At 38.1% G+C, this 15124-nt stretch carries 15 protein-coding genes; 9 read left to right on the forward strand and 6 right to left on the reverse strand.

All coding sequences use genetic code 11. The annotated features are described in order from the left end of the window. Positions 1 to 23 precede the first annotated feature (23 nt). From porV to ACJJVW_RS10180, 9 genes are all read left to right on the forward strand, one after another. On the forward strand, positions 24 to 1217 hold the full coding sequence (gene porV, locus ACJJVW_RS10140; RefSeq protein ID WP_298326898.1) for a type IX secretion system outer membrane channel protein PorV: 1194 nt from the start codon (positions 24 to 26) through the stop codon (positions 1215 to 1217). Between the two features lie 31 nt (positions 1218 to 1248). Then, positions 1249 to 1731 (forward strand): cytidine deaminase, encoded by a 483-nt coding sequence (locus tag ACJJVW_RS10145; protein WP_405251678.1) that lies wholly within the window; start codon positions 1249 to 1251, stop codon positions 1729 to 1731. Between the two features lie 207 nt (positions 1732 to 1938). After that, positions 1939 to 2937, forward strand: coding sequence for a pyruvate dehydrogenase (acetyl-transferring) E1 component subunit alpha (gene pdhA, locus ACJJVW_RS10150; protein WP_405226850.1), 999 nt, complete (start codon positions 1939 to 1941; stop codon positions 2935 to 2937). Positions 2938 to 2940: 3 nt separating this feature from the next. After that, entirely contained in the window at positions 2941 to 4629 is a 1689-nt protein-coding gene (locus ACJJVW_RS10155) for a pyruvate dehydrogenase complex dihydrolipoamide acetyltransferase (protein ID WP_405251680.1), read from the forward strand. Positions 4630 to 4691: 62 nt separating this feature from the next. Beyond that, a complete protein-coding gene (locus tag ACJJVW_RS10160; protein ID WP_405251682.1) occupies positions 4692 to 5687 on the forward strand; it encodes a M28 family peptidase in 996 nt (331 codons plus the stop codon). Continuing rightward, a complete protein-coding gene (locus ACJJVW_RS10165) occupies positions 5687 to 6367 on the forward strand; it encodes an SDR family NAD(P)-dependent oxidoreductase (protein ID WP_405251684.1) in 681 nt (226 codons plus the stop codon). Before ACJJVW_RS10160 ends, ACJJVW_RS10165 begins: the two co-directional genes overlap by 1 nt. A gap of 35 nt (positions 6368 to 6402) precedes the next feature. After that, positions 6403 to 6999 carry a SprT-like domain-containing protein gene (locus ACJJVW_RS10170; protein WP_339848828.1) on the forward strand — a complete coding sequence of 199 codons (597 nt, stop codon included), beginning with the start codon at positions 6403 to 6405 and terminating at the stop codon, positions 6997 to 6999. A gap of 5 nt (positions 7000 to 7004) precedes the next feature. Further along, positions 7005 to 8090 (forward strand): mannose-1-phosphate guanylyltransferase, encoded by a 1086-nt coding sequence (locus tag ACJJVW_RS10175; protein ID WP_144783105.1) that lies wholly within the window; start codon positions 7005 to 7007, stop codon positions 8088 to 8090. Continuing rightward, complete coding sequence (locus tag ACJJVW_RS10180; RefSeq protein WP_405226833.1) at positions 8090 to 9580, forward strand: DUF389 domain-containing protein; 1491 nt, start codon at positions 8090 to 8092, stop codon at positions 9578 to 9580. Before ACJJVW_RS10175 ends, ACJJVW_RS10180 begins: the two co-directional genes overlap by 1 nt. A gap of 101 nt (positions 9581 to 9681) precedes the next feature. Here the strand turns inward: ACJJVW_RS10180 and ACJJVW_RS10185 are convergent, their stop codons facing one another. From ACJJVW_RS10185 to ACJJVW_RS10210, 6 genes are all read right to left on the reverse strand, one after another. Next, positions 9682 to 10440, reverse strand: a complete 759-nt coding sequence (locus ACJJVW_RS10185; protein ID WP_108878004.1) for an ABC transporter ATP-binding protein — start codon at positions 10438 to 10440, stop codon at positions 9682 to 9684. After that, the gene (locus tag ACJJVW_RS10190; protein ID WP_298326873.1) at positions 10441 to 11178 is read right to left on the reverse strand and encodes an ABC transporter permease; all 738 of its coding nucleotides are present in this window, start codon (positions 11176 to 11178) and stop codon (positions 10441 to 10443) included. A gap of 70 nt (positions 11179 to 11248) precedes the next feature. Next, entirely contained in the window at positions 11249 to 12343 is a 1095-nt protein-coding gene (locus ACJJVW_RS10195; RefSeq protein ID WP_405251686.1) for an alkaline phosphatase, read from the reverse strand. Between the two features lie 65 nt (positions 12344 to 12408). Further along, on the reverse strand, positions 12409 to 13260 hold the full coding sequence (locus ACJJVW_RS10200) for a glycosyltransferase family 2 protein (RefSeq protein WP_405251688.1): 852 nt from the start codon (positions 13258 to 13260) through the stop codon (positions 12409 to 12411). Next, on the reverse strand, positions 13260 to 13787 hold the full coding sequence (locus ACJJVW_RS10205) for a methyltransferase (RefSeq protein ID WP_405251690.1): 528 nt from the start codon (positions 13785 to 13787) through the stop codon (positions 13260 to 13262). The genes ACJJVW_RS10200 and ACJJVW_RS10205 overlap by 1 nt, the downstream gene beginning before the upstream one ends. Before the next feature lie 57 nt (positions 13788 to 13844). Next, complete coding sequence (locus ACJJVW_RS10210; protein ID WP_405251691.1) at positions 13845 to 14903, reverse strand: 3-oxoacyl-ACP synthase III family protein; 1059 nt, start codon at positions 14901 to 14903, stop codon at positions 13845 to 13847. Positions 14904 to 15124 lie beyond the last annotated feature (221 nt).

Below are 15124 nucleotides of genomic sequence, written 5' to 3' on the forward strand. Positions count from 1 at the left end.
ATTTGTTTTAAATGCCTCAACATATGAATAAAGTTTTTACACTATTAGGAGTAGTTTTTTGTAGCGTGTTTGCTACTAGCGTTCAAGCGCAAGATCAACCTAATACTATTACAACGGCAGTACCATTTTTAATAATAGCAGGAGACGCGCGAGCGGCTGGAATGGGAGAGCAAGGTGTTGCTACTAGTCCAGATGCATATGCTGTACAGTGGAACCCAGCTAAACTTGCATTCTTGCCTAACAAACATAATGTAGGTATTAATTATACGCCTTATCTCGGTAACCTCGTAAACGATATCGGTTTACTGCAGGCGGTTTATGCAAATCGTATTGATGATCGTAGTGCTTTTGCGGCTAGTGTAAGATATTTTAGTCTTGGTACAATCAACACGAGAAACAGTGCTCAAGATCCTGGTCTTGATGTAAAGCCTAACGAATTTTCTATAGATGCAACCTACGCGCTAAAACTTGATGATCAGTTCTCTATGGCAGTTTCTGGACGTTTCTTACAAAGTAATCTTCGTTTGCAACAACTAGATCAATTTGCAGATGCAAGTCCAGCGAGTTCTTTTGGGGTAGATATCTCGGGTTATTACCAGTCTGAAGAGCAAGTGTATAGTAATTTTGATGGTAGATGGAGAGCAGGTTTTAATATTTCCAATATAGGGCCTAAGGTTAAATATGACGATGCTGGGCAAGAAAATTTTATACCAACCAATTTAAAACTTGGTGGTGGATTTGACTTTATACTAGATAGCTATAATAAGATTTTTGTAGGTCTTGAATTTAATAAATTACTAGTGCCTACACCGCCTATTCGTGGTCGAGCAGATACTAATGGTGATGGAGAAATCACTCAAGATGATGACGTCGTGATCCTAGCGGGTCAAGATGATGATGTAAACTTCTTCTCGGGAATCTTTCAATCTTTTGGTGATGCGCCAGATGGATTTAGTGAAGAACTTAAGGAAGTTACATGGTCACTTGCTACAGAATATACTTATAATGATGTTTTTGCGTTGAGAGCTGGTTATTTTAATGAAAGTGAGTTAAAAGGTTCTCGCAAGTTTGCAACACTAGGAGCAGGTTTTGAGTTTAATGCGATAGATGTAGATCTTTCTTATCTTTTCTCAACTGGCTCTGTTATTAGTCCTCTAGAAAGTACACTTCGTTTTGGACTTACCTTTCATTTTGGAGATGAGTACGACGAGTATTAAAACATGATATTTGCGAAAGCGAAAAAAGCTTATGAAAAAAATAAAAATTGAATCGTTTCTAGATGTGTACCCTTCAAAAGATGCACTTCCAGAAGCGATTTCATCATTAATGGATGCTGCCTTTGAAGCAAGAGAAAAGGCATATGCACCTTATTCAGACTTTTTAGTAGGAGCTGCATTGCTTCTAGATAATGGAGTTGTAGTTACTGGTAATAATCAAGAGAATGCCTGCTATCCTGGTGGTTTGTGTGCTGAGAGAACGGCTATTTTTTATGCATCTTCACAATATCCAGACGCTGTGATGGTCTCAATGGCAATCACGGCGAGAGCAAAAGATAAGGAAACCACGGTGCCTATTCCTCCATGCGGTATATGTCGTCAGGCTATTGCAGAGTATGAAATAAAGCAAAAATCACCTATCTCACTCTATTTTATGGGTGAGCGAGGAGAGGTTTTAAAGAGTGATTCTTTAGAAAATATACTTCCACTATTGTTTACTTCAAAATATTTGTAGTTCCTGTTGGACGTTGCTTGGCTTCGTGGTCGACTTAAGTAAGCTGTTGTTTTTGTGTGAAGTACGCTTTCGCGAAAGCTAAAAAGTGCTACTATAAATTTACGATAGCGTTTGCGTAACTTTTCCTTGCATTCAATTTTACCATATCTTCTTAATTGGTTATTTTTGTTACTCGCTCAAAAATGAGCGGCATTTATACGCTTTTAAATGAAAAAGATAACCAAAGAAACATACCTTAATTGGTACGAGGAAATGCTCTTCTGGCGCAAGTTTGAAGATAAGCTAGCTCAAGTATATATACAGCAGAAAGTCCGCGGATTTCTTCACCTTTATAATGGTCAAGAAGCAATCCTTGCTGGTTCATTGCATGCAATGGATTTATCCAAGGATAAAATGATTACGGCATACCGTAACCACGTGCAACCTATTGGTATGGGTGTAGACCCAAAACGTGTGATGGCAGAGTTGTTCGGTAAAGCAACTGGTACTTCACAAGGTCTAGGAGGTTCTATGCATATTTTTTCTCGTGAGAAAGGATTTTATGGAGGTCACGGGATTGTAGGAGGACAGATACCTTTAGGAGCTGGAATGGCTTTTGGGGATAAGTATAATAAAACTGGAGCGGTAACACTTTGTTATTTTGGAGATGGTGCAGCTCGTCAAGGATCTTTGCATGAAACGTTTAACATGGCAATGCTCTGGAAACTTCCAGTAGTATTTTGTGTTGAAAATAACGGGTATGCGATGGGAACATCTGTAGGTCGTTCTGCAAACCATGAAGATATCTGGAAGCTAGGATTAGGGTATGAAATGCCTTGTGGCCCTGTAGATGCTATGAACCCAGTTGCGGTAGCAGAAGCTATGGATGAAGCAATAGAGCGTGCGCGCCGTGGTGATGGACCTACATTTTTAGAACTTAAAACATATAGATATAGAGGTCACTCTATGTCTGACGCTCAGCACTATCGTACTAAAGATGAGGTCGCAGAGTATCAAAAAATAGATCCTATTACTCAGGTTAAGGAAATACTTCTTGAAAAAGAGTATGCAACTGAGGAAGAGATTAAGGTGATGGATAAGCGAGTAAAAGCTCGTGTGGCAGAATGTGAAAAATTTGCCGAAGAAAGTCCATTCCCAGATGTAAACGTGATGTACGATATAGTGTACGATCAAGAAGATTACCCATTTATACCTCATAGACTTTAAGTTATGGCAGAAGTAATAAACATGCCGCGTCTAAGCGACACGATGGAAGAAGGAACAGTCGCTACTTGGCTTAAAAAAGTAGGTGACAAGATAGAAGAAGGAGATATCCTTGCCGAAATCGAAACAGATAAGGCAACCATGGAGTTTGAATCTTTTAATGAAGGTGTGTTATTGCACATCGGGATTGAAGAAGGTCAAACCGCAAAAGTTGATGTGCTTTTAGCTATCATAGGTGAAGAAGGAGAAGATATTTCTGGATTATTAAATGGTGGTGACGCTTCAGCGAAAAGTGGAGAAGACGAAGCATCATCTTCTAATGAGAAAGAAGAGAATACTTCTCAAGATGAAACTAGTGAAGCATCTTCTGAGGAAGAAGAATCTACCGATAGTGAATCAGATATTCCAGAAGGAGTAATTGTAGTTAACATGCCGCGCCTGTCTGATACGATGGAGGAAGGAACGGTTGCTACCTGGTTAAAGGCTGTAGGTGATAAAGTAGAAGAAGGAGATATCCTTGCTGAAATAGAAACCGACAAGGCGACTATGGAGTTTGAATCATTCCAGTCTGGTACATTATTACATATAGGTATTAATGAAGGTGAGACAGCAAATGTTGACGAACTTCTAGCAATCATAGGCCCAGAAGGAACAGATGTTTCTGGTGTGGTAAAAAGCGGCGGAGCTACTAAAAAAGAAGCTCCAAAGAAGGAAGAAAAGAAAGAAGCTCCAAAAGCTGATAAAAAGGCAGATGCTCCAAAGGCAGCGCCTAAGAAAGAGAATAATACAAACTCTGCTTCTGGATCATCAAAGCCTGCGGCAAATACTAATGGAGGACGCATATTTGTGTCTCCACTAGCAAAGAAAATTGCAGACGAGAAAGGAATCAATCTTTCTCAAGTAAAAGGATCTGGAGAAAATGGACGTATCGTAAAGAGTGATGTAGAAAACTTCACACCTAGCGCTAGCCAATCTTCGGGAGCTGGAGTACAGCAATTTGTTGCAACAGGAGAAGAAAGCTTTGAGGATATTGATAACTCTCAAATGCGTAAAGCAATCGCTCGCGGACTTGGTAAATCTAAGTTTACAGCGCCTCATTACTACTTGAACGTTGAGTTCAATATGGAGAACATGATGAGCTTCCGTAAGCAGTTCAATGTATTACCTGATACAAAAGTTTCTTTTAATGATATGATCATTAAAGCAACCTCTATCGCTTTAAAACAGCATCCTCAAGTAAACTCTCAGTGGTTTGATGATAAAATGCGTCTCAATCACCATGTACATATTGGTGTGGCAGTAGCAGTACCTGATGGTCTCGTTGTTCCTGTAGTAGAATTTGCAAACGAAAAATCATTACAGCAAATTAATGCTGAGGTTAAAGTACTAGCTGGAAAGGCTCGTGATAAGAAACTTACTATCCCAGAAATGGAAGGTTCTACCTTTACGATTTCAAATCTAGGAATGTTTGGAATCACAGATTTCACATCTATTATCAATCAGCCTAACTCTGCTATCCTATCTGTAGGAGCAATTGTAGAGAAGCCTGTGGTAAAAGATGGGAAGCTTGCTGTAGGACACACTATGAAGCTTACGCTTGCTTGTGATCACCGTACAGTAGATGGTGCAACTGGAGCACAGTTTTTACAAACGCTTAAAACGTACATTGAAAACCCAGTATTAATGCTGGCGTAGTCAATAATAAATATAGAATGATAAACCCACGCAACTGCGTGGGTTTTTTTATCTTTAGCTTTATGAAAAATATCTTAGTATTAGTAGGAGCCCTTGTCTTAGTGGGCTGTGGGTCACCCGCTCCTTTAGTAGGTGTAAAGGGTGAAAACGTGAGTACTGCACCAGCGAGCCAAGTAACGATGGTGATGCCAGACATCAAAGAAATGAAGTCTGTAAAGAGTACGATGGAGTTTCTAGCTTCAGATGAGCTTCAAGGTCGTGATACGGGAAGTAAAGGAATTGAGATGGCTGCTCAGTTTATAGAAGCTCGCTTTAAAGATGCTGGAATCAAGCCGTATTTTGAAAATTACCGTGACCCATTTGATGTTAATGGTGTGGAGGCATTTAACATTGTAGGTGTGATTGAGGGAAATGATCCTAAGCTCAAAGATGAGGTTATTATCATAGGCGCACATTATGATCATATTGGTGCCGCAAAAGCTGATGGTGATGATACCATCGCAAATGGAGCAAATGACAATGCTGCTGGAACAACTACAGTACTTGCACTTACAGATCATTTTACTAAAGCAAAGACTAATAAACGTACTATTATATTTACACTATACTCTGCCGAAGAAAAAGGACTTTTAGGGTCAAAAGATTTGTCTAGTAGACTTAAGGCTGCTGGTATTGATCTTTATACGATGATAAGTATTGAGATGGTAGGAGTGCCTATGGTAGGTAAAGATCACTCGTTATATGCTTCAGGATATGAGAAATCTAACTTTGCAGAAAAGTTTAATGAATATGCTGGTGAGAAGGTTATTGGATTTCTTCCTAAAGCAAAAGAATTTAATCTTTTCAAACGTAGTGATAACTACCCTTTCTTCTTAGATTTTAATATCCCTGCGCATACTATTTCCTCTTTTGACTTTACAAACTATGATCACTACCATGGCGTAGGTGATGAGGCAGATAAAATGGATATTGATTTTATGGAAGGACTTATTAAAAAGCTAATCCCAGGAATCACTGGAATGGCAAATAGCCCTAACAAAGAGATTAAAATGAACTAATGAAAAGAATCATAATTACAGGCACGAGTAGAGGGATAGGTTTTGAGCTTGCAAAGAAGTTTGCAAAAGAAGGGCATCAAGTACTTGCGCTTTCGCGAAAGCATACTTCTTGTGCAGATTTAAATTTACAGAATCTTACTGCATTTCCATTTGATATAACAGATGCTTCACACTTTCAAAAAGTAGTAGATTTTATAGAAAGTGACTGGGAAGGAGTAGATGTGCTCATAAATAATGCGGGTGCTTTACTTAATAAGCCGTTTGCTGAGACTACCGTTGCAGATTTTGAAATGGTGTACAAAGTAAACGTCTTTGGCGTTGCCGAGTTAACACGAACGGTACTTCCATACATGACCTCTGGTGCACATGTAGTAACGGTCTCTAGTATGGGCGGAATACAAGGAAGTATGAAGTTTCCAGGTCTTGCAGCTTATAGCTCAAGTAAGGGAGCGGTAATCACATGGAGTGAATTACTAGCAGAAGAATATAAAGAACAGGGAGTAGCATTTAATGTACTTGCTTTAGGAGCTGTACAAACAGAAATGCTAGAAGAAGCATTCCCTGGGTATGAAGCGCCGTTGACGGCAATACAAATGGCAGATTATCTATCTAATTTTGCGTTAACAGGAAATCAATTTTACAACGGTAAAGTATTGCAAGTTTCTGCTAGCACGCCGTAAGTAGCAAGTAATTTTAAAAACGATTTATAGTTGACGTGGTAGAAGTCCTCAAGAAATATATCCCCGAAAGAGCGGCTGCTCCAGTTTTTGCATTAATAAAGGAACATGCCGTTTATCTCAAGATTGTAAATGAGCGGGTAACAAGGCACGGAGATTATAGAATACTGGCAGATGGACAGCACCAAATCACCATAAACGTAAGTCTTAATCAATACAGGTTTTTAGTCACTTTAGTGCATGAGATAGCGCACTTAGTTGCTTTTAAAAAGTATGGTAGAGCGATAAAACCTCATGGTAAAGAATGGAAACATACGTTTCAATATTTGATGTTACCCTTTATAAGGCCAGAAATTTTTCCAGCAGATTTATTACCTTATCTAGCAAGGCATTTTAAAAATCCTAAAGCGAGTAGTGATACAGATGCTCATCTTTCTGTAGCGCTAAAGAACTATGACCCACCTAGTGATAAAAATTATATATTTGAATTACCCATGGGATCTACATTCCAGATTTATAATGGGAAGATATTTAAAAAGGGTAAAAAACGTGTAAAACGTTATGAATGCACAGAGGTAAGTACAGGTAGAACATATCTATTTCAGCCTAACGCAGAGGTAGACATCATAGATTAGAAATTATGGAAAATACTAAGAATTATTACGCATTGTTAATGGCTGGAGGTGTAGGCTCTAGATTTTGGCCCGTGAGTACTCAGGCTTTTCCAAAACAGTTTCATGATATGCTTGGCACCGGGGAAACCTTGTTGCAAAAGACATTCAATCGTCTAGCTAAGATTGTTCCAGAAGATCAAATTCTCATACTTACAAATACAGATTATAATGATCTCGTAAAGGAGCAGCTCCCTAATATCAAACAAAAAAATATTGTTCTTGAGCCTGCAATGCGTAACACGGCACCTTGTATTCTTCTTTCTGCATTAAAGGTGGAAAAAGAAAATCCTGATGCTGTGATGGTCGTAGCTCCTAGTGATGCGTGGATAGAAGATGAAGACGCCTTTGTAGAAGATCTTCAGAAGGCTTTTGATGCAGCTCAACAAGAAGAAACTATAGTCACTTTAGGTATACAGCCTAGCTTTCCAAATACTGGTTACGGTTACATAAATTATGATAAAAGTGATAACGCTTTCGCGAAAGCGGTAAAACGTTTTACAGAAAAACCAGACTACCCTACTGCTAAAGAATTTGTAGCAAGTGGTGAATACTTGTGGAATGCTGGTATGTTTATATGGAGTGTAAAAACGGTCGTAAACAGTTTTAAGTCTTTTTTGCCGGATATGTACAGTTTGCTCAATGAGGGTAATGCGGTGTATAATCTGCCAGAAGAGCAAGATTTTATAAATGAGGCGTACCCCAAAGCAGAGAATATAAGTATCGATTTTGGAGTGATGGAGAAGCATCAAAATGTAAAAGTAGTCCCAGCAACTTTTGACTGGAATGACCTAGGTACTTGGGGATCTCTCTATGATAAAATGGAAGGGACTTCTGGAAAAGATGCCGTTGTAAATGCGCGTATCATCGCAACAAATACCTCAGGAAACATCATTAGAACTGCTAGTAATAAAGTGGTAGTAGTAGACGGACTTAAAGATTATATAATCGTCGAAAAAGAAGATGTCCTCGTTATTGTGCCTAAAAGCAAGGAGCAAGACATCAAAGAAATACGCAATGAGGTGCAATCTAAATTTGGTAATAACTTAGGATAGTGGAAAACAAAGATAATATAGGGGCAAATCCAGATCCAAAGCCCAGCGAACTCAATATTGATCCAAACGAGGATATGAGAGATGAGGCAAAGGGTCTCTGGGAAAGTATAAAGGAATTTTTAAGTGATCTTCTTGATATAAGAGAAGATACAGATAGATCTACCACGGTAGAGGCTATTCGTAAAGACATACCTTTTAAGGGTCATAACGCGTGGATTCTTATTTTTTCCATTTTTGTTGCGAGTATTGGACTCAATGTAAGTAGTACCGCTGTAGTAATAGGCGCCATGCTTATAAGTCCGCTTATGGGACCTATAGTTGGTATAGGGCTTTCTATAGCTATAAATGACGCTATCATGATGAAGCGATCATTTGTAAACCTTGCAGTGATGATAGTGCTAAGTGTGCTTACGGCTACTTTATATTTTAGTTTATCACCGGTTAAAGAAGTAACGCCAGAATTAATGGCGCGTACTTGGCCTACTATATTAGATGTGTTTATTGCAATTTTTGGTGGTCTTGCGCTTATTGTTGCAAAGACCAAGTCTGGTACCATAGCGAGTGTGATTTTTGGAGTTGCAATTGCTACTGCCTTAATGCCACCACTATGTACTGTGGGTTACGGTCTTTCTCAATCCATTATAGGCAACAGTGAGGGCCTTTATTGGGCGTTAGGAGCATTATATCTTTTCTCCATTAATGCTGTGTTTATAGCGCTTGCAACATTTACAGTGTCAAAACTTCTTAAATTTCCGCTGGTTAAATATGCAAACCAAAAGACTCGAAAGCGTACTACGCGTATGGCAACTCTTATTGCTGTATTAGTTTTAGTGCCTAGTGTATGGACATTTTTAAGATTACTTAATCAGCAAATCTTTATAACCAGAGCAAAAGCTTTTGTAACCAATACAATCAAGTACGAAGGAGCGGAGATTGTAAAAGAAACCGATGATGCAGAGAAGAGGCGTATAGATATTTACCTGATAGGAAAGCTAGTACCGCAAAATCTCATAACCCAATGGGAGGATGAGTTTAAAAAGACCGAAGATTGTGAGAATTGTACCTTAGTCGTACATCAAGGTGCAGATCAAAGTGGCGAACTCGCAGCAAGATTAAGTACAGAGGTGCGCTCTGGTATTCTTGAAGATCTATATGTAAAAAATCAAGAAGCAATGACTTCTAAGGATGAGCAAATTCGTCTTCTGGAGAATGAGGTGACCCAGCTTAGAGGTACAGCCTTACCATTTGCGTCTATGCGCAATGAGGCAAAGATTAATTATGATGGGCTTAAACGATTTGGTTATGCTACAGAGATTACTACAGACTTTTCTGGAGGTATTGATACCTTAACGGTAGTTCGAGTAGAATGGGCAGATAGCTTGTCCCAAAGCGTAAGAAATAAACAGCAGCAAAAACTAGGGCAATGGATAAAAGAGCGTTTTAGTCTCGATACTGTAGTTGTAAATGGTAATGTTTGGAGAAAGAAATAACATCACTGTTCTTTAGTATAGAAGACAGTTTCTTAAATACCTAGGTATAATATTAAAGCGCTATAATTCTATATAATGGCGCTTTCGCGAAAGCGTAACAATTAAGAGTTTTGTGCTTCTCTTACCATTTTAAATAGGTTTGAGGAGTACACAAAATTTGTAACGTCTTTATTGTCTGTTTTAAAGATTTCATCTTTCGTTCCTTCCCAGGCTAGGTGGCCTTTCTGAAGGTACACAATATGATCCCCTATTTCCATCACAGAGTTCATATCATGGGTATTAATGATGGTTGTAATATCCTGTTCTATGGTAATCTCTCTAATAAGATTGTCAATTACGGTAGCAGTATTAGGATCTAGTCCAGAGTTAGGCTCATCACAAAATAAATATTTTGGATTGTTTACAATAGATCTAGCGATAGCTACACGCTTTTGCATTCCTCCAGATATTTCTGAAGGTAACTTATGGTTTGCATTCTCTAGATTAACGCGGTTGATTACCACATTTGCTCGTTCTATGCGCTCCTTCTTTTTCATCTTTGTAAACATCTTGAGCGGGAAAGCGATGTTTTCTTCTACAGTCATTGAATCAAACAAGGCGCTGCCTTGAAAAACCATCCCTATCTGCTCTCTAAGATCACGTTGATGCTCATCATCAAGTTCTGAGTATGGATTACCATCGTAGATTATTTGTCCGCTGTCGGGCTTAAAAAGGCCTAACATCGTTTTTAAGAATACAGTTTTACCAGATCCAGAAGTGCCTATAATAAGATTAGTCTTACCAGATTCAAACTTGGTTGAGAATCCTTTTAAAACTTCGTTGTCACCAAATGACTTTCGTATTTCTTTTACTTCAATCATCTAGCTTAGTAATAATTGGGTGGTTATAAAATTCACTAGTATAATCGCCACACTTGTCCATACGAACGAAGTTGTACTTGCTTTTCCTACTTCGAGAGCTCCGCCTCGCATAAAATACCCATGATATGCAGGGATGGTTGCTAGTAGAAAGGCAAATAAGAACGTTTTGAAAAACGCATAGAACAGTTGGAAAGGTATAAAGTCTTGTTGAAGTCCAGATAAAAAGTCATTACTTGGAGCAAAGCCTCCATATACTGCGGCTGTATAAGCACCTATAATTCCTAAAAACATCCCTATTGCAATAAGGAATGGATAGATTAACATCGCAACAATTTTAGGAAATACTAAGTAATTAAGAGAGTTGATTCCCATAACTTCTAGTGCATCTATTTGCTCTGTAACACGCATAGTACCTATGCTTGAAGTTATAAATGATCCTACCTTACCAGCCATAATAACAGATACAAATGTAGGAGCAAATTCAAGTATAATAGACTGTCTTGCAGCAAAGCCTATTAACGATTTTGGCAATAGCGGGTTGTTTAAATTGAGTGCCGTTTGTATGGCAACAACAGCGCCTACAAAGAAGGATATAAATGCAACAATACCTAATGACCCAATGATTAGATCATCAATTTCTTTAAAAATAAGATCACGAAGAACCTTGCCCTTTGTAGGTTTTACAAAGGTGTTTTTTATCATTAAGAAATATTCACCTATAGAGTGTAGGTACGACATTGACGATGTTTAAGTGGCTAATGTAGGTATTAATACGATTGTTAAAATAGTATTTAAGATAGGTTTATGACTACTGCTGTTTTAGTAATTTCTTCATTTTGGCATGAATAGCAGTATTCTCATAGATTCCCATGAATTCAGAAGCGCCAGGTCCGTAAGCAAAAACTGGTACCATAGTAGCACTGTGTCCACCTGTAGAAAATGATGGTTCTATCGTGTTATAATCTCCCGCTTTTGATGCAAGTGTAAAGCCACCCGTCTCATGATCTGCAGTTACAATAACGAGTGTGTTTCCATCTTTCTCGGCGTAATCAAGCACTTGACCTATCACTGTATCAAAGTCTATAAGTTCGCTTATTAAGTACTCACTATCATTATTATGTCCGCCCCAGTCTACTTGAGAACCTTCTACCATTAAGAAAAAACCTTTCTTATTTTGAGAAAGTTTCTTGATGCCAAGTTTAGTAGCGTCATACAAGAAAGAACCACGACCATCTAAAAATTTAGGCATCCCACTGTCTGCTAGTAAGAAACCATAGTTTTTATCTTTTTTTAATGAAAGCATAGGATCGAGTCTGTCTAAGTACATTTCATAGCCCTTAGATTCAAGTGTTGCTACGAGATTATTTCCATCTTCTCTATTTTCAAAAAATTTACGTCCTCCACCAGCAAAAAAGTCAACGCCAGAGTTGATGATATCTTCGGCAATTTCTAACTCCATCTTTCTAAACTTTTGATGAGCATAAAAACTTGCAGGAGTCGCATGAGTGATGGTTGAAGTCGCGATAACGCCTGTAGCAAAACCTCTTTTTTCTAAATCTTCAAGAATAGTTGGTGCAGCGATGGTATCTGTATTAACTCCAATGGCTCCGTTATACGTTTTTAAACCTGTAGAAAAAGCCGTAGCTCCACTAGCCGAGTCTGTAATCAAATCACTTGCCGAAGAAGTTTTAATGAGTCCTATCGTTTTAAAACGATCATAATTAGACGGCTGCGTATTATAATATTGACTAGCAGAAATCTGGCTCAAACCAGTACCATCTGCTATCATAAGTATAATATTCTTAGGTTTTTTGTTTTGTGCTGTACTGCTTACAGATGCACAAGATATGGTCATACCTATTACACATAGCGATAGATATTTTGATATAGACTGTATATTCATTGTAGTAAAGATTTAAGCAAAAGTAATTAATGTCTCAGTGACAATTTTAAAGATTAGGTTAAGAATTAGACACCAAGCTTAGATCTTATTCCTTTCCATCGTAATTTTCTTATAAATGTGCCTTCTTGTGTACTTACAAGGTGATCTTTTTTAGATCGCTTTGCGCGAAAATATCCACGCAAATAATCCTTAGTTAAAAGCAAGTTCCCTTTGCGATTTGCTAACTTGATTGATGCTATCAAAGTAAGCCAAAAGCCGTATCTCATTCCATAGAATGCTTCTCCTTGTTTAAATTGTGCTGCCTTGTTGTAGGTATTTCCTGTTGGTTTCAGGTGTTTTACATGCAGCGTATCGTTTGTAATAACCTGCCAGTTATAATATTTTGCCAGAAGCTCATCGATGGTGTCCCAGCCCATTGCTGGTTTTAGACCGCCTATTTCTTTAAAACATTCTTTTCTATAAGCTTTAAGTGCGCCGCGTATGTGGTCTTTGTTAGTTAGGTTTTCAAGAACCCAATCTTCATCTTTTTCTACATAACAAAATCCTCCAGCCATTCCAATGCGAGGATTTTTTTCAAATTCTTGAGCAATGGTCTCCAAGTAATTTACAGGAAAAATAAGATCTGCATCAAATTTGCAAAAGATATTATAGTCTTCATCAAGCGTGTTTATACCTTTTTGAACGGCTTGTATTACTTTACTGCCAGGTAGATGTATATCGCTGCTAGTTGTGTTGAGAAGTTCTATGAAGGAGTGCGCTTTCGCGAAAGCGGAAATTATCTGCTCACTATCATCTGTACTTTGATCATTGACCACAATTACCTTTTTAGGGAGCAATGTTTGTGCAACTAAAGAGTCTAGTGTTTGTTTTATAAACTCGGCCTCATTGTGACAAGGTATGACGATGTAGAAATTCATCACGATTTGCGTTCGGCGTAAATCAAGTAATAGCGCGGAGTAACCATTCTTAATAGTGGTCTAATTCCTAATTTCTTAACGGGATTTGTAAACTTCTCACGTCTCTTAATTTCCCAACCAGCTTTTTCAAAAAGCCAGTCAAATTGCCAATCTTCAAATTCATGGTAATGTCTGTCCCACATATCGGTCTTAGAACGATAGGCAGGGGAGAACCATAGTTTTAATGGGATGCTCGCTACAATTTTATCTGCCTTTATATCTTGCAGCACATTAAAAGGGGCGAGTAGGTGTTCAAAAATCTCAAAAGCAGTTATCACCGAAGCGTCTGATTCTTGTACAGCACTCGTGTCTATATCCAGATCTTCTCCCGATGTATTTTGTACAGTGTATCCTTCACGTTCCATAAAATCTACAAACGGGTTACGTACGCCAAGATCAAGAATATGCTCATTTGTATCAGGAATTACTTCCTTGAGAAAATTGATGGTGTGCTTATAACGTTTGTTTGGAAAAGTGTTTTCGTACACGTTTAATAAAGATTTACAGTTAGTAACACTCAAAAAGGAGCTTATTTGCTCGTTTAATTAATAGCGATATACCATAGCGTTGATATTCATACCAGCACCTACACTCGCAAAAATAACAACATCACCTTTGTTGATTTCGTGATTTTCTAGAGCTCCTTGACGTACTAAGTCAAATACTGTAGGAACCGTAGCAACAGAGCTGTTACCTAGTGTGTTTATGCTCATAGGCATGATATGCTCAGGCATTTCTAAGTCGTGAAGTTTGTAAAAACGACTTACAATAGCCTCGTCCATCTTCTCGTTTGCTTGATGGATAAATATTTTCTTTACATCAGCAATTGTACAGCCACTATTTTCAAGGCATGTTTTCATGGCTTGAGGTACTTGTGTGAGGGCAAAATTATAAATCTTGCGACCGTACATTTTTATGTACTTAGTTTGCTGTTCTGCTTCTGGGTTGTATGAAGATCCGTTAAATAGGAAATAAGCTTCATCATAGGTAAATGTAGCTGTCTCAAAAGATAAGATACCAGTGTCGCTATCATCTTGCTCAATAATAGATGCTCCAGCACCATCACTGTAAATCATGCTATCTCTATCGTGATCATCTACCACGCGAGAAAGCATTTCAGTACCAATTACAAGACATTTTTTCGCCATTCCTGCCTTAATATATGCTTGCGCTTGAATGACACCTTCAATCCACCCTGGACATCCAAAGAGAATATCATAAGCAACGCACTTAGGGTTTTGGATACGTAAGTTGTGTTTAATACGTGATGCAAGACTAGGTACAATATCACTAAAGTTTGATCCCTTTTGCACATCACCATAATTGTGAGCACAGATAATGTAGTCTAGTGTTTCAGGGTCTACTCCTGAGTCTTTAATAGCTTTTAGGGCTGCTTGCGTTCCCATATCTGAGGATTGCATACCAGCAGGTGCATAGCGTCGTTCTGAAATACCAGTGATGGCTTTGAACTTTTCTATAATGATACCATTTTCAGATTTAATGGCAGAGCCATCCATATTCAAAAATTGATGTTTTTGAAAGTTGTCATTTTTTGTTACGACTTCTGGAATGTAGCTGCCTAAACCTGTTATCTTAATTGCCATATAGGGTATTTTGTAAGGAGGTAAAGTTAATGAAACAGAATGGGATTGCCCGATGTCATAACTGTTCCTATTTATTTTGTGAAATCCATAATAATTAGCTCTTTTTAGCTACTTATCAGCGAGAACTTTACCGTTATTAAATTAATCTTGATGTATGTATAAAATAGCAAAGGTCAAAATGCTAGATTTTGACCTTTGCTTATGAGATCATCTCAATTTTG

Source organism: Dokdonia sp. Asnod3-C12, assembly GCF_045063975.1.
Lineage (GTDB): Bacteria > Bacteroidota > Bacteroidia > Flavobacteriales > Flavobacteriaceae > Dokdonia.